Here is a 19821-nt window from a genome sequence, read left to right as displayed (position 1 = left end):
GGGGCGGCACGCAGCGCCCCCCCCTCGGGCTGGACTTAAATATCCCCGCCGGAGGCTCCCCAGCCCGCCACCCCGCGCGGGGGGTGGGGTCAGAGACCGAGTTCGCCGAGGATGCGGTCGGCCTCGGTGCCGCAGGGGGTCAGCGCGGCGCGGTCCTCGCCGGGGTAGAAGCGGGCGCGCACCCCGGTCGGCATCGGCGCGGGCGCGGCGATGACCACGCGCGGGCCGAGCCGCGCGGTCTCCGCCTGCCAGCTGCGCGCCAGCGCCATCTGCGCGGCCTTGGTGGCGCCGTAGGCGCCGAAGAACGGCTGGCCGCCGCGGGCGTCCTCGAAGAACAGCGCGGTGCCGCCGCGGGCGCGCAGCAGCGGCTCGAACAGCGCGATCAGCCCGTGGGTCGCGGCAAGGTTGACGGCGATGGATTTCTCCATGTCCTTCGGATCGACATGGGGGGCGGGGGCGAGCGGGGCCGCGTGGATCGCCGCGTGCACCCACAGGTCGATGCCGCCCCAGCGGTCGAGCACGGCGCGGGTCAGCTGGATCATCGCCTCGGGGCTGGCCACGTCCATCGGCGCGAGCGTCGCCTCGCCGCCGCGGGCGCGGATGCGGTCGTCGAGCTCCTCGAGCGCGCCGGTGGTGCGGGCGACGGCGACGACGTGGTGGCCGCGCCCGCCGAGCCGCTCGGCAAGGGCAGCCCCGAGGCCGCGCGAGGCGCCGGTGACGATGGCAAGCTTCTGGTCGGACATGGCGGGCACCCCTCTTTGCCCGCGGGGCTTGCCACCGCGCGGCCCGCGCCGCAAGACCCCGCCCGCACGGGCCGCGCCCGGCGCCGCCGGGTCAGACGTTCAGCAACAGGTGCTCACGTTCCCACGGGCTGATGACCTGCAGGAACTCCTTGTATTCGTTGCGCTTGACCGATTCGTAGACGGCCATGAACTCGGACCCCAGCACCTCGCGCATGGGCGCGCTCTCGACCATCTCGTCGAGCGCATCGCCCAGGTTCGTGGGCAGCTCGTCGTCGCCCATGTAGGCGTCGCCCAGGCATTCGGCGCGCGGGTTGTCGGACTCGACCAGCCCCAGATAGCCGGTGGCGAGCGACGCCGCGATCCCGAGATAGGGGTTGCAGTCCATCCCGGCGAGGCGGTTTTCCACCCGCCGCGCGTCGGGGCCCGAGATCGGCACCCTGAGCCCGGTGGTGCGGTTGTCGCGGCCCCACTCAAGGTTGATCGGCGCCGCGAAGTCGGGGACGTAGCGGCGGTAGCTGTTGACGTAGGGCGCGAGCAGCGCGACCGCGGCCGGCAGGTGACGCTGCATCCCGGCGATGAAATGCAGGAAGGCGGGGGTCTCGCGGCCCTTCTCGTCCGAGAAGATGTTCCGGCCCGTTTCGGCCTCGACCACCGAGTGGTGGATGTGCATGGCGCTGCCCGGCTCGCCTTCGATGGGCTTGGCCATGAAGGTGGCGAAACAGTCGTGGCGCAGCGCCGCCTCGCGGATCAGGCGCTTGAAGAAGAAGATCTCGTCGGCCAGCTTGACCGGGTCGCCGTGGGCGAGGTTGATCTCGACCTGACCGGCGCCGCCCTCTTGCAGGATGCCGTCGATCTCGAACCCCTGCGCCTCGGCGAAGTCGTAGATGTCGTCGATCACCCGGCCGTATTCGTCCACCGCCGACAGCGAATAGGCCTGCTTGGCGGCCGCCCGCCGCCCCGAGCGGCCCATCGGCGGCTGGATCGGCTGGTTCGGGTCGATGTTGCGGGCGACGAGGAAGAACTCCATCTCGGGCGCCACCAGCGGCTTCCAGCCCTTGTCGGCGTAAAGCTGGACCACGCGCCGCAGGACGTTGCGGGGCGCCACCGGCACCGGGTTGCCCTGCTGGTCATAGGCGTCGTGGATCACCTGCAGCGTCACGTCCGCCGTCCACGGCGCCGCGGTCGCTGTCTCGAAGTCGGGGACGAGGATCATGTCGGGCTCGGTGAAGGCGCCCGAGGGGTTGTCGGCCCATTCCCCGGTGATGGTCTGCAGGAAGATCGAGTTCGGCAGGTAGAAGCTTTCCTGTCGCGCGAACTTGGACGCGGGCATGGCCTTGCCGCGGGCGACGCCGGCGATGTCCGAGACGATGCACTCGACCTCATCGAGGCGGCGGCCGTCGATATAGGTCTGTGCGGCGCGGGGCAATCGGGTCAGCCAGTCTGACATCGGGGACTTTCCGCCGGGGCTGCCGGCTTGATCGGGTTCAGGGTGTCAGGGGGATGTGGTCGGCCATCGCGTGGCCGGCGCGGGCGAGGCCGTGCGCCACCCCCGCGCGGTCCGCGGCGCTGCGGTTCTGGCTGGCCTTCCACTTGCCGGCCAGCGCGGTCATCGGGACTTCCAGCCCGACGATCCCGCGCAACTGCGCCGCGACGAAGGGGGCGGGCGCGTCGGCGACCGACCACGGGTCGGGGCGCTCGGCCTCGAGCCGGTCGGTCAGATCGGTGACCTGGGCCGCGAGCCAGTCGGGTTCGTCGATCACCCGCGGCACGCCCCGGACCTGCACCATGAGGAAGTTCCAGGTCGGCACCACCCGGCCATGTTCGGCCTTGCTGGCATACCAGCCGGGCGAGACATAGGCCTGCGGCCCCTGAAAGACGGCGAGGACCGGACGACCCGCGGCCTGCGCCGCCCGCAGCTCGGCCAGCTGGGGGTTGGCGCGGGCCAGATGGGCGCGCAGGACGCCGCCCTCGGCGGTCATCGGGATGAGGTTCGCGGTCGGCCCGGTGTCGTCCCCCGTCGTGACCAGCAGCGCCAGCGGATGCGCGGCGATCAGCGCCGACAGCACCTCGGGGCGCGTCTCGTCGAAGGCGGGGGGCGTGTACATCAGGCGGCCGTCTCGCGGTCGGGACGGGCGGTCGCGTCCGGTTCGGCGGCCGGGACCGGCGCCCGCGCGCGGGGGGTGCGGAAGAACGCCTCGATCCGGTCGGCCACGAGCCGCGCGTCGGCGCTGCCGCGGCGGGCGCGGGCGGCCTTGATCAGCGGCTCGGGGACGCTGCCGCCGCGATGCTCGATCAGCCCGTCGATGAAGGCGTCGGGAAACTCGGGGTGGGCCTGCACCGAATAGGCGCGGTTGCCGTAGAGCAGCGCGGCGTTGGCGCAGAAGGGGCTGGTGGCGACCACCTCGGCCCCCTCGGGCGCGGTCACGACCTGGTCCTGGTGCCAGGCGTTCAGCGTCACCGTCTGGCCGGCGAAGTCGTAGTCCCGCGCCCCCACGGCCCAGCCGCCCTTGTGCTTCTCGACCCGGCCGCCGAGGGCCTGGGCGATGATCTGGTGGCCGAAGCAGATGCCCACCACCGGCACCCCGGCGGCATAGGCCGCGCGGATGAAATCCTCGAGCGGGGGGATGAACGGGTGGTCCTCATAGACGCCGTGGCGCGAGCCGGTGATCAGCCAGCCGTCGGCGGCGTGGACGTCGGGGGGGAACTGCATCGCCTCGACGTGATAGCTGTCGAAGTCGAAGCCGCGCCCGCCGAGCAGCCGCTCGAACATCTGGTCATAGTCGCCGAGCGCGCCGCGGATGACCTCGGGCGACTGGCCGGTCTTGAGGATGCCGATCCGCATCGGAGATTGCCTCTGCATGGGGGTGTCTGCCGTTACCGCCAACCTAGGCACGGGGCAGGGGGTGCCGCAAGGGGGCCGCGGGGTGGTGGCCGGGGGTCTCGCGGCGGCTGGCCTTGCCGGGCCGGGGGGGCTAGTCTCGCCCCACAGGCGAGCAGAGGAGCAGGCGATGGACGGATTGCGCCCCGACGGCAAGAGCGTGGTGGACCCCGACGGTCTGATGGAGTTCTCGGTCGTCTTCACCGACCGCAGCCTCAACCACATGTCGCAGAAGTTCCAGGCCGTGATGCGCGACATCTCGGCCATCGCGCGCGAGGCCTACGGCGCCGAGGCGGTGGCCGTGGTCCCCGGCGGCGGCACCTTCGCGATGGAGGCGGTGGCCCGCCAGTTCGCCCGCCACGCCGACGCGCTGATCGTGCGCAACGGCTGGTTCAGCTTCCGCTGGACCCAGATCCACGAGGCCGCCGCGATGGAGGGCGAAGCCGCCGTCGAGATGGCCCGCCCCGCCGGCAACGACCCCCAGCCGGCCTTCGCCCCCCCGCCGATCGAGGACGTGGTGGCCGAGATCCGCGACAGCCGCCCGGCGGTGGTGTTCGCCCCCCATGTCGAGACCTCGGCCGGGCTGATCCTGCCCGACGACTACATCACCGCGCTGGCGGCCGCGGCGCACGAGGTCGGCGCGCTCATGGTGCTCGACTGCATCGCCTCGGGGGCGATCTGGGTCGACATGCGCGCCACGGGCGTCGACGTGCTGATCTCGGCCCCGCAGAAGGGGTGGAGCGCGCCGCCCGCCGCGGGGCTGGTGATGTTCTCGCCCGAAGGCCTCGCACGGCTCGAGGCGACGACGAGCGACAGCTTCGCGCTGGACCTGAAGAAGTGGCGCGCAATCATGAAGGCCTATGAGGACGGCGGCCACGCCTATCACGCGACGCTGCCGACCGACTCGCTGCTGGTCTTGCGCGACGCGATGGTCGAGACCCGCGAGTTGGGGTTCGAGGCGGCCCGCGCGGCCCAGTGGGACCTGGGGGAGCGGGTGCGCGCGGCGCTGGCCGAGCGCGGCTTCGCCTCGGTCGCAGCGCCGGGCTTTGCGGCGCCCGGGGTGGTGGTGAGCCACACGACCGACCCCGAGATCCAGAGCGGCCGCCGCTTCGCCGCGCTGGGGATGCAGATCGCCGCGGGGGTGCCCCTGCAGGTCGGCGAGGGGCCGGATTTCCGCACCTTCCGGCTGGGGCTCTTCGGGCTCGACAAGCTGAAGGACGTGGAGGGCACGCTGGCCCGGCTGACGGGGGTGCTGGACCGGCTGGGCGAGGGGTAGCCCGAGGCGGGGGCTGGGGCCCTTGCCCCGCGCCCCGCGGCGGGTTACGCAGCCGGGCCGCGGGAGGCGTGGCAGAGTGGTTGAATGCACCGGTCTTGAAAACCGACGTGGGGGCAACCCCACCGTGGGTTCGAATCCCACCGCCTCCGCCACTTGCCCCAGCGAAAGCGTTCTCCAAATCCCGCTGCGGCCGGATTTTATCATTGTTTTCGAGGGTTATGCGGGTGGGGCTGAGCACTGGCCTTCGTGCCAAGCGGCCCGCGAGCGGTCTCTCATGGCCGATATTCTCCGGACCTCATGACTGCGCCTATTTGGTGAATAGCTTGTAAGCATCTGTAAAGTAGCGATTTTCCGAGGCTGCAGCTGAACACTTATATTCCAGTCGCTCGCGCCTGAGATGGAACCGAAGCCCAAAGCTCTCCAAGCCATGTCGCACAGGACGCGGCTCTCACCCAGCAGAAACTGCTTCAAAGCTCGCCAGTGCAGACCGAAGGTTCTCCATGATTTCCTCTGCCAAGACCTCTGGTTCCGGCAGGTTCTCGAGGTCGGTCATCGACGCATCCCGCAGCCAGAACAGGTCGAGGCTCGCCTTGTCGCGGGCCAGAAGTTCTTCCCGGTCGAACGGGCGCCAGCGTCCGTCGGGGCTGTCCTCGCTCCACGTCGGGCTGCGCTGATGCCTGTTCCATGGATTGTAGCAGGACACAAAATCCTCGAGATGCGCGTAGGTCAGGGACTTCTGCTTCAACGTGTGATGCACGTTCGTCCGGTAATCGTAGTACCAGACCTTGGAGGTCTGCGGATCGGGGCTGGCCGCGCGGTTGTCGAAGAAGATCACGTTCGCTTTTACGCCCTGCGCATAGAAGATGCCCGTGGGTAGGCGTAGAATGGTGTGGAGATCCGTCGTCTGTAGCAGTTTGCGCCGGATGGTCTCTCCCGCGCCGCCCTCAAACAGGACGTTGTCGGGCACGACCACGGCAGCCCGCCCCGTTGTCTTCAGCATGGTCCGGATGTGCTGGACGAAGTTCAGCTGTTTGTTCGACGTGGTCGCCCAGAAGTCCTGGCGATTGTAGGTCAGGTCGTCGGTTTCCTGCTCACCTTCAGCGTTGGTGAAGCTCATCGAGCTCTTCTTGCCGAATGGCGGGTTCGCCAGAACGTAGTCGAAGGTCTCCGACGGCGGCGAGATCAGCGCGTCGGCCGGCGACACCAGCGTATCCCCGGTCATCTCGCCGATCCCGTGCAGGAACATGTTCATCAGACAGAGGCGCCGGGTCCCGGCGACGATCTCGTTGCCGAAGAAGGTCGAGTGCTTCAGGAACGCCTTCTGATCTTTGTCGAGCGGATAGTTCTCCGGGTCGGTCAGGAAATCATGCGCGGCGAGGAAGAAGCCGCCTGTCCCGCAGGCCGGGTCGGCGATGGTCTTGCCGGGCTCGGGGCGGACGCATTCGACCATTGCACGGATCAGGGCACGCGGCGTGAAATACTGGCCGGCGCCCGATTTCGTATCCTCGGCGTTGCGTTCGAGCAGCCCTTCGTAGATGTCCCCTTTGACGTCGGCACCGAGCGTCACCCACTTCGTGCCGTCCACCATGTCAATCAAACGGAACAGCTTCGCCGGATCGGTAATCTTGTTCTGAGCCTTGGTGAAGATCTGACCGAGCATGCCTTTCTGCTCGCCCAACTTCCGCAGCAGCATGACGTAATGCGCTTCCAGCTCCGCTCCGCGGCGCGAGGTCAGGCTGGTCCAGTCGTACCCCTCCGGAATCCCCACATCGCGGCTGTAGGGAGGCTTGGCGTATTCGTCCGCCATCTTGAGGAAGATCAAGTAGGTCAGCTGCTCCAGGTAATCGCCATAGCCGACACCGTCGTCGCGCAGCGTCGTGCAGAAGCTCCAGACCCTTGAAACTATGGGGGCGGTGTTCATTCGGTTTCTTCTCCCACTGGCGGTCCGTCCCAGACGTGCGCGGTCTCCGAGTCGAAGAAGCTGTATGGGACGTCATCCCCTCCGAGCTTCTTATATTTTGCGAGTTCCGCATCCAAGGCCGTCACCTTTTCGGCGCTCGGCTGGAAGACGCCGAAATAGACGTGCTTGGCCTTCGAGCCGAAAATTGCATGATAGATGTGGGCGTCGTTTGGGTCTGCGCTATGCCCGAACACGAAAACTGCGGCGGTGGTTTCTTGCAATGTACGATAGCAATGTCGGAGATATTCGACGGAGTTGATCTTGCGCAGCTTCGACTTTGATGTGCCCTCGGCGACATAGAGAGGCAGGCGGCCGTTGTTTGCGATCTCGTGTGTGATATTCGCGATGACGCCGTCTCCATGGTTCAGGGCTTTGTAGACCTCTCCAATTTCGTTCTGGAAGAGGTGCAATCCGCCGTGGAGATTGAAAATGTGACAGTAGGCATGCTCAAGAAAGGGTCCTTTGAACCGCCCTTCCGCCACGTCTTTTCCTAGGCCGAAACCGTCCTTGAGCAGCCGTTTTTCCAGGTTCACCCAGTAAAGAAGCAAGTCATAGTTCAGAGAGAAGACCTTGCCGAAGTGCTTCAAGAAGGCTGCCGCGCTTTCGTACTGAAATACGAGGTCATCCCGATGGGCGGGATGGGTGGCGTTGACGGCGGCGACGAGGGCCTCTCTCACTCTTTGGGCATCGGCCTCAAGTTCAACTGCATGGGCGGCGTTGCCGTAGGCTCGCTCGACGATGGTTGCATCCTCGAGCGCGCGGATCACGGCTTCGAAGTCCACGGTGCCAAGTTCTTCAAACAGCGCTTTGATCGGGCTACCTTCTTCCAGCTGAGCCTCCGCCAGAAGGTTTGCATAGTTGAAGTATTGCGCGGAGAAGCCGTTGCCGATCAGGAGCGCCTTGTCCTCGCCCTCCGTCGCCTTGATGGCATCCTGAAAATTGATGACGTCAGGCATGGGCGGTCTTCCGTTTCTTGGCACAGGGAGCCTTGGCGCGGTCGGTCTTGATGCGCTCGAGCAGGGCCGGGGCCGGCTCGTCGTCCGGGTCCTGAGGGACGAGCTGGCCGGAGAAGGCTTTTTTCAGGATGGATTGGCGCAGGGCGTTGGCGCGAGTGAGAGCGGCGTCGATCTCGGCTTCGAGCGCATCGGCGGCTTCGAGTTTTTCGTCGAGGATGCGGACGATTTCGGTTTGTTCGGCAGGGGAACAGACTGGGACGGGTAGCCCTTCGATCTTGGAGATGCTCAGGGTGTGGAGACCGGAGGTCGAGCTTGCCTGCGCTTCGATGAGCTTTCGTCCAACCGGCGACATCATGAAGTAAAGCGCGAACCGCGATGACAAGATACCATCTGAACTGAAACGGATGAGATGGTTTTGGTGGGTCATGTTCGGGATACTGCCATCCCAGATGGCGACGCGCCCAATCTGCTCGATGGACCCATTGCCTTCCACAAACAGCAGGTCTCCGGCGATAAGGCTGGTTTTCAAGAGCTCTTCTTCCGTGACGCCGATCTCCATGATCTCATCGAGTTCGAGCCGATTTGAATAGACGTTGGCGACGCGCAGGTATTTGGCCTTGAGTGGAAGGGCATTGCGCTTTTGGTTCTTTGTCAGGCCACCCGTCGTTTGTCCGAGATCAGACATTGCAGGGATGAGCCATTCCGCTGGGACGGGAACTGTCGCCCCCGAAGGGATCTTGGCTGAGCCAATGAAATCCTTCGGCCGCTTCGGCTTCGCGGGTTTCTTTCCCTTCTCGCCATCGGCGCGCCATTTGGCGAGTGCGTCCTGCCAGGCGTCGAGGGCGGCTTTGTAGCGGGTGTCGCGTTCGGCTTGGATGCGGGCGAGGAGGTTTTCGGGGGCTTCCAGTATGTCAGCGTTCTTCGCGCGCCAGTCGGCAGTGAGGCGGCCTTCGAAGGCGGATTTCAGCAGAGACTGGCGGTGGAGGCCGAGGGTGGTGCGCGCCGTTTGCAGGCTCTCCACCCCCTTGTCGATCTCGTCGAACATCGCCTCGATCTTCTCCACGATTCGGCGTTGTTCGTTGAGGGGCGGGATCGGAATTGGAACTGTCGCAAGGTTGCCCCGTGAAATGCGCTTACGCGTCGACCCTGACTGCAGGGCAGAAATTTTGCCGCGAACTTCCGGTGAGTTGATTGCCCGCATGAGGTAGCGCCGCTCGATTGCGGCGCTGCCCAATCTGATGGCGCAGACATCAACTACGGTTACGAAGCGTTCTTCGCCATCAAGTGGAAAGATACAGCATCGGCCCAATGGGTCAGGCATCCGAGCAACTAGTAGATCACCTTTCTTGAGAAAGGTGCAGTTCAGTTCATCGGCCTTCTCGCGCGTCAGAAAGCGCGATGACTTATTAATGAAATGACTATCAGCAATGTCTGCCAACTGAATTAGGCGAACCGAACCATTCGGATCTTGGTCCTTACTTTCGACCCAGTCGCCATCGGTGAAGATGCCGTCATGCGCGATTAAGTCACTAAGGGGCGCCTTGGCCCATCCGCGCGGAAAATCCGTCATGCCGAAAGCGCCTCATTCATCTCGGTCATGACCTCGTCCATCCCATCCCCAAAGAGCGCGTACATCTGCCCCATGCCGCCCTTGCCGTCGAAGGGGGCCATTTCCAGATCGTCGCGCTCGATGGTGAAGGAGGTGGCGAGGTGGTCGCGGATCATGCGCAGCCAGTCCATCTGCTCCTCGGTGAACTTCTCGCCTGCGCCCGAGTGGCGGTTCAGCACCCAGTTCTGGAAGTTGCGCCGCACCCGCTCGGAATGGCGGGTCAGCGTGTCGTCGAGCCCGGTCACCCTGCGGATCAGCGCCACCAGTGCGGTCAGGTCACTGGCGGGGTTGCTGCCCTTGTAGTCATCGAGATGCGCATAGGCGCGCCAGACGGTGAGCGGAGCGAGGCGCGGGCGATCCTCTGTCAGCTTCTTCAGCACGTCCTTGATCATCGCGTAGGTGACCTGCGCCCGGCGGGCGGGGGTGTTGAAGTAGATAGACAGGGCTTCGATCTCATCGCGGTTCTCGGTCAGGTACGCCTCGAACTCCTGCGCGATCTGCTTGGCGTTCTCGGCCACATCGCCCGCCCATTCGGCGCGCAGGAGCGTGTCGAGGTTGTCATGGTCGATGGTCTGTTCGTTGTCGCGGCGGATCGTGTCGATCAGGTTGATGAGCGGGCCGGTGAAGACGTTGGCGGCGTGCTTGATCCGTTCCTCGCGCGCGGCCTGCATGGCGATGTCGTCGGGCTCGGGGTTCCCGGCGGCCTTGGCATCTGCCTCCACCTTGTCGGGGTCGATAGCGTCGAAGAGGTCGCGGACGATGGCGGTGAGGGGCTTGCCGGCCTCAGTCGTGATCTTTTCCTGATCCTCGGCCCCGAGCTTATTGTCGAGCCGCGACAGGCGCGCGGCGAGGGAGCTGACCGTTTCCTCGGACCGGTCGCCCATCATCAGCCCCATGGCGAGGTCCTTGAAGGGGATCGAGGGCTTGGTGTCGAGCGGCTGGCTGGCGGTCTTGAGCGATTTGGTGACGCCGACGGCATCGACGATGACGTAATGGGTCTTGGCCTGCGCGGAGGGAGAGACCTTTTTCAGATCGTCAGGTTTCAGGACGCGGGTGCCGCGGCCCTTCATCTGCTCGAAGTAGTTCTTCGACTTCACGTCGCGCATGAAGATCAGGCATTCGAGGGGTTTCACGTCGGTACCCGTGGCGATCATGTCCACGGTCACGGCGATGCGCGGGTAGTAGTCGTTGCGGAAGGCGGAGAGCGAAGATTTCGGGTTCTTCGCGCCGTTGGTGATTTTGCGGCAGAAATCGTTGCCCTCGCCGAATTCCTGCCGGACGGTCTGGATGATGTCGTCAGCGTGGCTATCGGTCTTGGCGAAGATCAGGGTTTTGGGCAGTTCCTTGCGGCCGGGGAAGATTTCGGGCCACTTGTCGTGGAAGGTGCGGATGACGGTACGGATCTGGTCGGGGTTGACGACGGATCGGTCGAGCTGTGTGGCTGCGTAGGCTTCGTCTTCGTCCTGTGTCTCCCAGCGCCGGGCCCGGGTTTCCCGTTCGCGTTTCTCGATCAGCTGCTCGGCCTTGAGCGTCTCGCCGCCCTGGGTGACCTTCGTCTCGATGAGGTAGATCTCGTTGCCGACGTTGACCTTGTCGGCTACGGCCTTCTCGTGGGTGTACTCGCTGACGACGTTCTTCTGGAAGAAGCCATAGGTGCGGGTGTCGGGCGTGGCGGTGAGCCCGATCAGGTAAGCGTCGAAGTATTCGATGACCTGGCGCCAGAGATTGTAGATGGAGCGGTGACATTCATCGATGACCACCACGTCGAAGTATTCCGGCGGCAGCTTGGCATTGTAGACGACCGGCAGAGGTTCCTTGCGGCGCCATTTCTGCTCGGCCGGGTTTTCGTCTTCGGCACCCTCGTTCAGTTCCTCACCCTTGAGCGTGGCGTACATGCGCTGGATCGTAGAGATGACGACCTGGCTGTCGTTCGCGATGGAAGGCGAAGTGAGGCGCTGGACGTTGTAGAGTTCGGTAAACTTGCGGTTGTCGTCGTTCGGGATGAAGGCCATGAACTCCTGTTCTGCCTGCTCGCCGAGGTTCTTGGTATCGACGAGGAACAGGATGCGGCGCGCGCCTGCGTGTTTGAGCAGGCGGTAGACCTGCGTGATCGCAGTGAATGTCTTACCCGACCCGGTCGCCATCTGGACGAGGGCGCGAGGCTTGTCGCCCTTGAGTGAGGCTTCGAGGTTTGTGATCGCCTTGACCTGGCAATCGCGGAGGCCATCCGGGTTGAGAGAAGGCAACTCCGCAATGCCGGCTCGTAGGCTCTTTGACGCCTGTCCCCACGATTTCAGGGTTTCGGGCCGGTGAAACGTGAATACCTCACGCGACCTCGGGTTGGGATCGCGGGCATTGGTGAAACGGGTGACCTGGCCTGTACACTCGTAAAGGAACGGGAGGGGTTCGGCATTGGTGACCCATTTCAGCTTGGCGTTCGCGTAACCCTCGGACTGCTCCTCGACAGAGGTTAGACGGACTCCCCAGTTGTCGGGTTTGGCTTCGACCACGCCGACCGCCCGCCTGTCAGCGAAGAGGACGTAGTCGGCGGGTCCGATGTCTGTCTGGTACTCGCGCACGGCCACGCCAAGACCGGCGTTGAAATCGAGCGCGTCCTTGTCCTGAACACGCCAACCGGACGCCCGCAGGCGTTCATCGATCCGGTCCCGGGCGAGCTGCTCGGGGGTTTGGTTGACAGCCGGTGGCACGCACTAAGCCTTGAAAAATCTCATCTTCTGCGAGAATGCTTCTAGCGCAAAAGAAATGCAAACACCTCTCGTTTGTAGAGAGGAGTAGTCCTACGCTGGCATGCCGCGGGCGACTTGAGACGACCACTCCACCGGAAATGGCTCCAGCAGCCGCGCCAGTGTCACCTCCGGCCCCTGCTTCCCGTCCAGGATCGCCTCGACGATGTCCGGCGCGAGCAGCGTCAGGCGCAGGACACGGGTCATGTAGGAGGGCGCGATGCCCTCGCGCTCGGCCAGTTCGGCGATGGTGGCGAACTCCCCGGATTCGAGCATCCGCTTCCATCGGAACGCACGGGCCATCGCCTTAACGAGCGCGTTGTCGGTCCGGCGCGGTTGCGTCGCGCCTTTAGGCATCTGCATCTCCTTCCTCCCGCCGCGCTTCACGACCCGGTACGGGACGTGGAGCGTGACGGTTTCCGGGATCGGTGCGCCGCGTTTCACGCAGCTTCTCCGATGCCGCCGGCCAGCATCTCGCGCGCGAGGTCACCGAGGCCATCGACGCGCAGGCGAACGTTGAGCCCGTCAGTGCCAACATCGACGCGTGCGACCAGCAGTGCCACGATGCGCGCCTGCTCGGCGGGGAAGAGTTCGTCCCACAGCGGGTCGAGTTGCTGAAGCGCTGCCCGTGCGTCGGCCTCGGTGATGTCGTCGGCGTGGGCGCGCGCGGCCTTCCATGTCCCCGCCACGATCTCCGGCTGGCGGAATACGGCGCGCACCTGATCGATGACGGCCGCTTCGACCTCGCCCGCCGGCACGCGGCCGACGGGGCAGGATCCGGCGCCGTGCTTCAGCACGGTCTGGCTGACATAGTACCGGTAGAGTCGGCCGCCCTTGCGGGTATGGGTCGGCGAGAAGGCTGCGCCATCGGGACCAAACAGCAGACCCTTCAGTAGCGCCGGTGTTTCAGCGCGGGTGCGTGCCGCGCGCTTGCGCGGGCTCTCCTGCAGGATGGCGTGGACCCGGTCCCATGTCTCGCGGTCGATGATCGCGTCGTGCTCGCCGGGATAGCTCTCGCCCTTGTGCACCGCCTCGCCGATATAGGCGCGGTTGTTCAGCATCCGGTACAGGTACTTCTTGTCGATCCGGTTGCCGCGCGGCGTGCGGATGCCGCGCTTCACCACCTCTCGCGCCAGTTCCGTGCCCGAGCCGATCTCGAGGAAGCGCGCGAAGATCCAGCGGACATGCTCCGCAGCTTCATCGTCTACGACCAGTTTCCGGTTCTCGACCCGGTATCCGTAGGGCGGCACGCCACCCATCCACATGCCCTTCTTGCGGCTGGCGGCGACCTTGTCGCGGATGCGCTCGGCGGTGACCTCGCGCTCGAACTGGGCGAAGGAGAGCAGGATGTTCAGCGTCAGCCGCCCCATCGACGTGGTGGTGTTGAAGGACTGCGTCACCGAGACGAAGGTCACGCCGTTCCGGTCGAACACCTCGACCAGCTTGGCGAAGTCGGCGAGCGAGCGCGACAGGCGGTCGATCTTGTAGACCACGACCACGTCGACCAGCCCGTCCTCGATGTCCTCCAGCAGCCGCTGCAGGCCGGGCCGGTCCAGCGTACCGCCGGAGATGCCGCCATCGTCATACTGATCGCGGACCAGCACCCAGCCTTCGGAGCGCTGGCTGGCGATGAACGCCTCGCACGCCTCCCGCTGGGCGTGGAGGGAATTGAACTCCTGCTCCAGCCCTTCCTCGGAGGACTTGCGCGTGTAGATGGCGCAGCGCTGTTTCCGGACTATGGGCTTGGTCATGTCCGCGCCCTCCGGTTGCGCAACCCAAAGAAGACCCAGCCATTCCAGCGCGTGCTGGTGATGGCGCGGGCGATGGCGGACAACGACTTGTAGGGCCGGCCCTGCCATTCGAATCCATCCGCGGTGACAGTGACGACATGCTCGACACCCTGCCACTCGCGGATCAGCCGCGTGCCGGCGATGGGCATGGCGTCGGCGCGGACGCGGCTCTTCTTCCGGTCGCCACCATCCAGTTCCTCGCCCAATCGCTCCAGCCGCCGAATGGTCTCCGGCTTCAGGCCACCATAGGCGAGCTCCTGGATGCGATAGGCCAGCCGGCTCTCCAGGTAGCGTCGGTTGAACGGCGGCGGCTCGCTGTCGAACAGCTCGCGCCACTGCGCCTTCAGTTCCGGCGTCGTGGCGGTTTTCAGCGCAGCCAGGCGCGCGGGAATTGGATCGTGGGTCGTCATGCGGGTCTCCGGTAAGTTGGAGTTGCATGACGGCATGCGCTCGCCGGAGAGTGTAGGCGAATTTCTCCAGTCTCGTCAGAAGGTTCGCTGCGCTCCCGCAGCCGCAACCGGACCAGCCCGAGCGCCAGCAGGCCGCACAGCTCGGCGCGGCGCTCGGCGGGAGTCATCTGGTCGGGCGACAGCGGGTTCGAGCCCAGCCGCGGGTATGTCGGTGCGTTTCGCATGGGGAAACGCTATCCGCCCATCCCCCGAAAACAATTACTTTCAGATGCTTAGGGGAGTGCTGCGTAACTCTGCGGTGTTCTTGGGATGTGCTATCCTAGCCGATGGACGACGAACAGCTCCTCGAAGAATGACTTCACAAGCTCGTCGACAGATTCCTGCATCGATCCCTTCGGCTGAGAGAATTCCGAGCCCCCGAACCGAAACACCTCGTAGCCGCGAAGCCGCAGGTTGCGGTCAGCCGCAACCATTTCGGCGTACCGGCCGGGATCGGCGCGCTCGCCTTTCGCATAGTGGTGCTTGCCGTCAATCTCGAGGACGATCCTCTGTCGGCCCGGCAACAGCATGAGGAAGTCCATGCGTTGCCGGAACAGAACGCGTTTGTCAGCGAGACGACTCGCGATCTCCGGATCATAGTGCAGGTAGACCTGCGGGATGAGCGCCGGAAGCCGGTCTCCAAGTCGCTCAGCAAAATTGTTGAAATATGCCCCGAAGAACGCCCGCTCGGGACCGTCGTCAAGCGACTCAAGTAGACGCCGTCCGAGGCTGATGCGCGCTTCGGCGAGGTCGGCTATCCCGTTTTTCTCCATCCACCAACGGGCCAGATCGAGCCATGACAATCCATTGCCTATGGGGCGCTCGTAAATGAGGCAGCTGTCGGCATGCTCGAGCACGACGACTTCGTTGTCGATCGCATCCGAGAACCCGAGCCTCGGCTTTGGTCCGTTGGAAGCGAAGATCAGGTTCTTCGGCCGCCCGTCGACGCCGCGGCGAACGGGGCGTACCGAGAATGTTGCGAGGCCCGAGACCTCTCCTGTCTGAGCAACCTCGTAACCATCGAGCTGCAGGATGCGGGTCAAGTCCGCTGCCAGCGCAGCCTGGTCGTCGGCATCACGAAACCGGGGATCCAGAGCGGTCTCGATCAGCTGCGCAAACCTCCTCGAAGGACATGTTATTGCCCCGATGAATTCGAAGACCTCCTTAGCGTTCCAAAACGGAGCCTCGCCAGTCGCGTGTTGTCTGAGTTCCTCGGTCTTGGTGGGGTGCTCGAAGTAGTCGGCGGGCGAACTCAGATCAAAGAGCCCCTCGATGACGTCCGGACGAATGCCTTGTCCATGGATCCCCGCACCAAGGTGATCGGCTACTCGGTCGCGAGTGATCGCGGAGATTTCCGGCTGGTCCTTGTCTTGTAGGATGTACACCCTGTCCTGCAGGCCAATATCCCGCCGTTCCCGCGCAAACTCGAGGACCAGATCCAGCGCCTTTGCTCGTGGAAGGCTTGCGAGCGTATTCTGGGCAACCGTCTTCTTGCTGGTCCCTTCTGCAAGGGGGATGTCGCGTCTGGAGAAGAATGCCTCGATATCGACGGCCCTCATGGCATCCCGAAAGCAGCAGCCCGCCAGCTCGAGAAGATCATCCAACTCCTCATCAGCCGCCACTGCTATATCTCCCGCGCGAACCATCGGATCCGGCCGACGATGTGGATCTCGTCGGCCGTTCTTTCATATTCGGGATAGTGCTTGTTGTCGGAGATCACGCGAACCGCTGGCGGCTCGCTGTTTGCGATGTGCTCGAGCCGCTTGGCCACGAGGCCCATGCCGTCGTCGAGAACGAAGATGCCCGGAGGGTTCGGGGCGCGGCGGGTCATGTCGACGAGGACCGTGTCGCCGTCGAGCAGCGTCGGCGCCATGCTGTCGCCTTCGACATGCATGATGCGGAGCTGCGACGGGCTGGCCTTCAGGCTGTTCCGAATCCAGGAGCGCCGGAAGTGGTAGGCGCGGCCGGCGGTGTCGCCATGGTCTTCCACCACGGCCCCGCCGCCCATCGACGGGCGGGGGCTCGCATGCGCGATCGAGACGAAGGCCTCGTCCGGGTTCTCGATGAAGGGGGGCGTGCCTTCGACATCGCCGATCCCGTGGATCAGCCAGTCGCGATCGACCTTCAGGACGCGCGCGACCTCTGCCAGCTTGTCGATGCCGGGGCGGGTCGAGCGTCCGCGGAGGATGTCGTAGACGAAGGAGCGGTTCACGCCGGCCATCTCGGCGACATGGGCGGGGCTGATGCCAAGCTGGTTGGCCCGGGCCCTGAGGCGGTCGGAAAGCGTGTGGTGCTCGGTCATGTCATCCCCACCCAACTGTGGATGAAATAGGATAAAATCGGATTGATCGAGGTCCGTCAAGCGAATAAGAACAGAAGGTAAACATCTTACATGGGAATCGGCGCGGAGGGCAGTGAATGCATATCGACAAATCGTACTTCACGCTCCCCGAGATCCTCGAGCGCTGGCAGATCACCGAGGCCGACCTGATCTACCTCGCGGAGAACGACAAGCTCCGACTTTCGGTGCGCGTGTTCGGCGTGCCCATGGAGTTCGGCGACATTGAGGAGGACGAGAGAGGCGAGCCGTACAGGGTGCCGTGGGAGCAAAGCTACCACAGCGGCCTGCTCGATCTCCACGCCCGCGACGTGTTCCAGCTCTTCCGGTGTGGCGAAGTCCATCTCGAAAGCTTCCGGACGCCGAAGGCCGACTACGCGACGACCTGGGGCGATGCGAAGCCCGTCCTCGTCATGATCGGCGACCTCCTTCTAAGGCGCGATGAACGCGACCGTTTCGAGATCGAGACCGGATTCTCGCCGGGCGGGCAGCCGATGGAGGAGGCCACCTTCATCCACTCGGCCGACTATCTCGAGGTTCGCTGCAACGGCTGCCGGTTCAAGCTGGGCCCGATCCAGGCGGAGGTCGTGCGCGCGCTGCACGAGGCAGCGCAGGCCGGCGCGCCGTGGCAGAACGGCAAGGCGATCCTGTCGCGCGCCGGCTCGAAGAGCCTGCGCATGGCCGACGTCTTCAAGTCGCAGAAGGACTGGCGGCATCTGATCCGCTCCGACCGGCGCGGCGGCTACCGTCTGAATCTCGACTGAGCGATCCCCTTCCGCCCTATTCCTGTGGGATCGGGAGGGGGATGGGTGAGGGATGGTGGGGGATGATGGTGCCCCACCCGCGGTCAGAACCTTGTCCCGCAAGGGCCGTCTGATCCCCCGCTGCATCCCCCGCCAGTCCCCACGACATCCCACACCGTAATTTCGCACTGTCTCCTCAACGACGACACGAGAGGAGACACCGATGCTGCAGAGGCATTGCCTGAACCAGAAGGAGCTGGCCCGGCGCTGGGGGATCTCCCACCGGACGCTGGAGCGCTGGCGCTACACCGGCCTGGGGCCGGCCTTCCTCAAGCTCGGCGGGCGCGTGCTCTACCGGCTCGCCGACATCGAAGCCTTCGAGCAGAGCCAGCTGCAGCGCGCCCTGAAGATCAGCGACGCCGTCGCGCGCGCTGGCCACGCGTCCCGCCGTCTGACCGCGGATCCCGCGCGGGCCGCACGGGTATGCTGATGGTCGCCGCGATCCCTGTCGGCGCCCGCGTGGCGATGCCGAAGCTCACCGACGTCGAACTCTATGCCTGGATCGCACAGGCCGAGGCTGGCGCCCGGATCGAGTATCACCGCGGCTTTCTGGGGATCGACGTCACGCCAGTGATTTCGACATTGCCGGAGCCGGAACGCCGCCATCTCGCCGATCTCGGTCAGGCTGCGCTGGGCGCCTTCGAGAAAGGCCTCGTCCACCTCGTGCAGGAGCGCGTGGGCCCCGACCGCTTCGCCTACATCGCTGTCGCGCGCCCCAGACCCAAGGCCGCCGCCACCTCGCTTTCGGCGCTGCTCCTCGAAGAGCGCGCCGCGTGATGGCCCTGCCATTCCCTTCCAACGGAGATCCCACCATGCCGCACCCCGACAATGCTCCCCGCTTCGACGATCTCGAAGGTCTCGCCTTCGGCGACATCGCGGCGTTGCCACCCGAGCTGCTGCTGGATCTGCAGACGACGGCGCTCGCCGAGACCGCCCGCGTGAAGCGGCTGCGGGACAGGCTCGAGGCCGGGATCGCGCAGCGTTACGAGGCCGCCGCCACGGCCGAGCGGGCTGCACAGGGCAAGACCAGCGGCACCGTGCGCGTCGAGGACGAAAGCGTCGTGATCGTCGCGGACCTGCCGAAAAAGGTCACGTGGGATCAGGACCGGCTCGCAGCCATGGCTGAGCGCATCCGCGCCGCCGGCGACGACCCGACCGAGTATCTCGAGATCGCCTACCGCGTGTCCGAGCGGCGCTACGGCGCTTGGCCCGCGGCGATGCGCGAGGGCTTCGCGGACGCGCGCAGCGAGACCACCGGCAAACCCGTCTTCCGGCTCGAGGCTCGAGACCGGTGACGCGCGGCGGCGGGACGCCCGCGCGGCAACGCCGGGCAGGTTCCCCTTCGGCACCCGGTCATCCCCGCCGCCGCGCACCCTGAACGCAACTCCCGGAGAACCCCATGGCCTTCCGCATCATCACCGCCGACGAACGGCTCTCGGCCGCCGAGAACAAGACCTCGCTCGCCATCTTCGGCCCGCCCGGCGTCGGCAAGACCACCCTCCTGAAGACGCTGCCCGCCGAGGAGACCGTCTGCCTCGATCTCGAGGCCGGCATGAAGTCGGTGCAGGACTGGCGCGGGGACTCGATCCCGGTGCGCAGCTTCACCGATTTCCGCGACCTCGCCGTGCTGATCGGCGGGCACGACCCGGCCCAGCATCCGAAGTCCTGGTACGGCGCCGAGTATCACGCGTGGCTGCAGCAGCAGTATCTCGGCACCGGCGTCGAGGACTTCCTCGCCAGGAAGCGGATCGTCTTCGTCGACTCGATCACCGACCTGACGCGGCAGGCCATGGCCTATGCCCGCCAGCAGCCGGAGGCCTTTTCCGAGCGGACCGGCAAACCGGATGTCCGGGGCGCCTACGGGCTGCTCGGCCGCGAGGTGATCCAGGCGCTGAAGCACCTCCAGCATGCCCGCGGCAAGACGGTGATCTTCGTGGGCGTGCTCGAGAAGGTGACCGACGAGTTCGGCGCGACGACGTGGCAGCCGCAGATGGAGGGCACGAAGGCCGGGCGCGAGCTGCCGGGCATCGTCGATCAGGTGGTCTCGATGCAGCTCTTCGGCCGCGACGCCAAGGGCGAATGGACCCTGGAGGAGACCTCCGCCGAGCGCCGCCTCGTCTGTCGCTCCGGCAACCCCTGGGGCCTTCCCGCCAAGGACCGCTCCGGCCGGCTCGATGTGACCGAGGCGCCCCATCTCGGCGCGCTGATCGCGAAGATCGACGGCCGCGCCCCCGCACACCCCGCCACCACTTCCTGATCCAGACGCAAAGGACAG

Annotated in this window: 19 protein-coding genes and 1 tRNA gene; 7 read left to right on the top strand and 13 right to left on the bottom strand. The window is 65.5% G+C overall.

The annotated features are described in order from the left end of the window. Positions 1 to 89: 89 nt before the first annotated feature. The 4 genes from BLW17_RS15915 to BLW17_RS15900 form a co-directional block, all read right to left on the bottom strand. On the bottom strand, positions 90 to 752 hold the full coding sequence (locus BLW17_RS15915) for an SDR family NAD(P)-dependent oxidoreductase (RefSeq protein WP_394320942.1): 663 nt from the start codon (positions 750 to 752) through the stop codon (positions 90 to 92). An 82-nt stretch (positions 753 to 834) separates the two neighbouring features. Further along, positions 835 to 2190, bottom strand: coding sequence for a glutamine synthetase family protein (locus BLW17_RS15910; RefSeq protein WP_036736370.1), 1356 nt, complete (start codon positions 2188 to 2190; stop codon positions 835 to 837). A 37-nt stretch (positions 2191 to 2227) separates the two neighbouring features. Beyond that, complete coding sequence (locus BLW17_RS15905; RefSeq protein WP_036736368.1) at positions 2228 to 2848, bottom strand: FMN-binding negative transcriptional regulator; 621 nt, start codon at positions 2846 to 2848, stop codon at positions 2228 to 2230. After that, positions 2848 to 3585 (bottom strand): type 1 glutamine amidotransferase, encoded by a 738-nt coding sequence (locus BLW17_RS15900; protein ID WP_052176631.1) that lies wholly within the window; start codon positions 3583 to 3585, stop codon positions 2848 to 2850. Before BLW17_RS15900 ends, BLW17_RS15905 begins: the two co-directional genes overlap by 1 nt. 166 nt (positions 3586 to 3751) lie before the next feature. Here BLW17_RS15900 and BLW17_RS15895 point away from each other — a divergent pair, with 166 nt between their 5' ends. Both BLW17_RS15895 and BLW17_RS15890 read left to right on the top strand, forming a co-directional pair. Beyond that, entirely contained in the window at positions 3752 to 4897 is a 1146-nt protein-coding gene (locus BLW17_RS15895) for an aminotransferase class V-fold PLP-dependent enzyme (protein ID WP_074827019.1), read from the top strand. Between the two features lie 62 nt (positions 4898 to 4959). Continuing rightward, a tRNA-Ser gene (locus BLW17_RS15890) sits at positions 4960 to 5049 on the top strand. A 296-nt stretch (positions 5050 to 5345) separates the two neighbouring features. On the opposite strand, the gene BLW17_RS15885 is transcribed toward BLW17_RS15890, so the two are convergent. The 9 genes from BLW17_RS15885 to BLW17_RS15840 form a co-directional block, all read right to left on the bottom strand. Further along, positions 5346 to 6818, bottom strand: a complete 1473-nt coding sequence (locus BLW17_RS15885) for a class I SAM-dependent DNA methyltransferase (protein ID WP_036731942.1) — start codon at positions 6816 to 6818, stop codon at positions 5346 to 5348. Continuing rightward, a complete protein-coding gene (locus BLW17_RS15880; RefSeq protein WP_036731940.1) occupies positions 6815 to 7813 on the bottom strand; it encodes a DUF4917 family protein in 999 nt (332 codons plus the stop codon). The genes BLW17_RS15885 and BLW17_RS15880 overlap by 4 nt, the downstream gene beginning before the upstream one ends. Continuing rightward, complete coding sequence (locus BLW17_RS15875; RefSeq protein ID WP_074827017.1) at positions 7806 to 9383, bottom strand: restriction endonuclease subunit S; 1578 nt, start codon at positions 9381 to 9383, stop codon at positions 7806 to 7808. Before BLW17_RS15875 ends, BLW17_RS15880 begins: the two co-directional genes overlap by 8 nt. Continuing rightward, positions 9380 to 12130 carry a type I restriction endonuclease subunit R gene (locus BLW17_RS15870; protein WP_036731939.1) on the bottom strand — a complete coding sequence of 917 codons (2751 nt, stop codon included), beginning with the start codon at positions 12128 to 12130 and terminating at the stop codon, positions 9380 to 9382. Before BLW17_RS15870 ends, BLW17_RS15875 begins: the two co-directional genes overlap by 4 nt. A 90-nt stretch (positions 12131 to 12220) precedes the next feature. Continuing rightward, positions 12221 to 12610, bottom strand: a complete 390-nt coding sequence (locus tag BLW17_RS15865; protein ID WP_036731937.1) for a bacteriophage-like protein — start codon at positions 12608 to 12610, stop codon at positions 12221 to 12223. Beyond that, a complete protein-coding gene (locus tag BLW17_RS15860) occupies positions 12607 to 13917 on the bottom strand; it encodes a recombinase family protein (RefSeq protein ID WP_036731936.1) in 1311 nt (436 codons plus the stop codon). Before BLW17_RS15860 ends, BLW17_RS15865 begins: the two co-directional genes overlap by 4 nt. Continuing rightward, positions 13914 to 14366, bottom strand: coding sequence for a DUF2924 domain-containing protein (locus BLW17_RS15855; RefSeq protein WP_036731934.1), 453 nt, complete (start codon positions 14364 to 14366; stop codon positions 13914 to 13916). Before BLW17_RS15855 ends, BLW17_RS15860 begins: the two co-directional genes overlap by 4 nt. A gap of 314 nt (positions 14367 to 14680) precedes the next feature. Continuing rightward, positions 14681 to 16009, bottom strand: coding sequence for an AbiJ-related protein (locus BLW17_RS15845; protein ID WP_139306051.1), 1329 nt, complete (start codon positions 16007 to 16009; stop codon positions 14681 to 14683). A 20-nt stretch (positions 16010 to 16029) separates the two neighbouring features. Further along, the gene (locus BLW17_RS15840; RefSeq protein WP_036731931.1) at positions 16030 to 16707 is read right to left on the bottom strand and encodes a LexA family transcriptional regulator; all 678 of its coding nucleotides are present in this window, start codon (positions 16705 to 16707) and stop codon (positions 16030 to 16032) included. A gap of 116 nt (positions 16708 to 16823) precedes the next feature. Here BLW17_RS15840 and BLW17_RS15835 point away from each other — a divergent pair, with 116 nt between their 5' ends. From BLW17_RS15835 to BLW17_RS15815, 5 genes are all read left to right on the top strand, one after another. Further along, entirely contained in the window at positions 16824 to 17507 is a 684-nt protein-coding gene (locus tag BLW17_RS15835) for a hypothetical protein (RefSeq protein ID WP_036731929.1), read from the top strand. A 202-nt stretch (positions 17508 to 17709) separates the two neighbouring features. Next, complete coding sequence (locus tag BLW17_RS15830; protein ID WP_052176252.1) at positions 17710 to 17976, top strand: helix-turn-helix transcriptional regulator; 267 nt, start codon at positions 17710 to 17712, stop codon at positions 17974 to 17976. After that, a complete protein-coding gene (locus BLW17_RS15825; RefSeq protein WP_231572734.1) occupies positions 17976 to 18323 on the top strand; it encodes a hypothetical protein in 348 nt (115 codons plus the stop codon). Before BLW17_RS15830 ends, BLW17_RS15825 begins: the two co-directional genes overlap by 1 nt. A 35-nt stretch (positions 18324 to 18358) precedes the next feature. After that, on the top strand, positions 18359 to 18841 hold the full coding sequence (locus BLW17_RS15820) for a hypothetical protein (protein WP_036731926.1): 483 nt from the start codon (positions 18359 to 18361) through the stop codon (positions 18839 to 18841). 104 nt (positions 18842 to 18945) lie between these two features. Continuing rightward, positions 18946 to 19803, top strand: a complete 858-nt coding sequence (locus tag BLW17_RS15815; RefSeq protein WP_036731924.1) for an ATP-binding protein — start codon at positions 18946 to 18948, stop codon at positions 19801 to 19803. Positions 19804 to 19821: the final 18 nt, after the last annotated feature.

Source organism: Paracoccus sanguinis (genome assembly GCF_900106665.1).
Lineage (GTDB): Bacteria > Pseudomonadota > Alphaproteobacteria > Rhodobacterales > Rhodobacteraceae > Paracoccus > Paracoccus panacisoli.
The sequence above is the reverse complement of the archived record's forward strand: the minus strand, read 5'-3'. Positions and strand labels throughout refer to the sequence as shown.

What these genes read in the sequence shown, in the direction of transcription:
- BLW17_RS15900 (WP_052176631.1), bottom strand. Translation starts at nt 3,585, where the DNA reads ATGCGGATCGGCATCCTCAAGACCGGCCAGTCGCCCGAGGTCATCCGC.
- BLW17_RS15905 (WP_036736368.1), bottom strand. Translation starts at nt 2,848, where the DNA reads ATGTACACGCCCCCCGCCTTCGACGAGACGCGCCCCGAGGTGCTGTCG.
- BLW17_RS15910 (WP_036736370.1), bottom strand. Translation starts at nt 2,190, where the DNA reads ATGTCAGACTGGCTGACCCGATTGCCCCGCGCCGCACAGACCTATATC.
- BLW17_RS15880 (WP_036731940.1), bottom strand. Translation starts at nt 7,813, where the DNA reads ATGCCTGACGTCATCAATTTTCAGGATGCCATCAAGGCGACGGAGGGC.
- BLW17_RS15820 (WP_036731926.1), top strand. Translation starts at nt 18,359, where the DNA reads ATGCCGCACCCCGACAATGCTCCCCGCTTCGACGATCTCGAAGGTCTC.
- BLW17_RS15895 (WP_074827019.1), top strand. Translation starts at nt 3,752, where the DNA reads ATGGACGGATTGCGCCCCGACGGCAAGAGCGTGGTGGACCCCGACGGT.
- BLW17_RS15860 (WP_036731936.1), bottom strand. Translation starts at nt 13,917, where the DNA reads ATGACCAAGCCCATAGTCCGGAAACAGCGCTGCGCCATCTACACGCGC.
- BLW17_RS15835 (WP_036731929.1), top strand. Translation starts at nt 16,824, where the DNA reads ATGCATATCGACAAATCGTACTTCACGCTCCCCGAGATCCTCGAGCGC.
- BLW17_RS15855 (WP_036731934.1), bottom strand. Translation starts at nt 14,366, where the DNA reads ATGACGACCCACGATCCAATTCCCGCGCGCCTGGCTGCGCTGAAAACC.
- BLW17_RS15825 (WP_231572734.1), top strand. Translation starts at nt 17,976, where the DNA reads ATGGTCGCCGCGATCCCTGTCGGCGCCCGCGTGGCGATGCCGAAGCTC.
- BLW17_RS15815 (WP_036731924.1), top strand. Translation starts at nt 18,946, where the DNA reads ATGGCCTTCCGCATCATCACCGCCGACGAACGGCTCTCGGCCGCCGAG.
- BLW17_RS15885 (WP_036731942.1), bottom strand. Translation starts at nt 6,818, where the DNA reads ATGAACACCGCCCCCATAGTTTCAAGGGTCTGGAGCTTCTGCACGACG.
- BLW17_RS15830 (WP_052176252.1), top strand. Translation starts at nt 17,710, where the DNA reads ATGCTGCAGAGGCATTGCCTGAACCAGAAGGAGCTGGCCCGGCGCTGG.
- BLW17_RS15840 (WP_036731931.1), bottom strand. Translation starts at nt 16,707, where the DNA reads ATGACCGAGCACCACACGCTTTCCGACCGCCTCAGGGCCCGGGCCAAC.
- BLW17_RS15875 (WP_074827017.1), bottom strand. Translation starts at nt 9,383, where the DNA reads ATGACGGATTTTCCGCGCGGATGGGCCAAGGCGCCCCTTAGTGACTTA.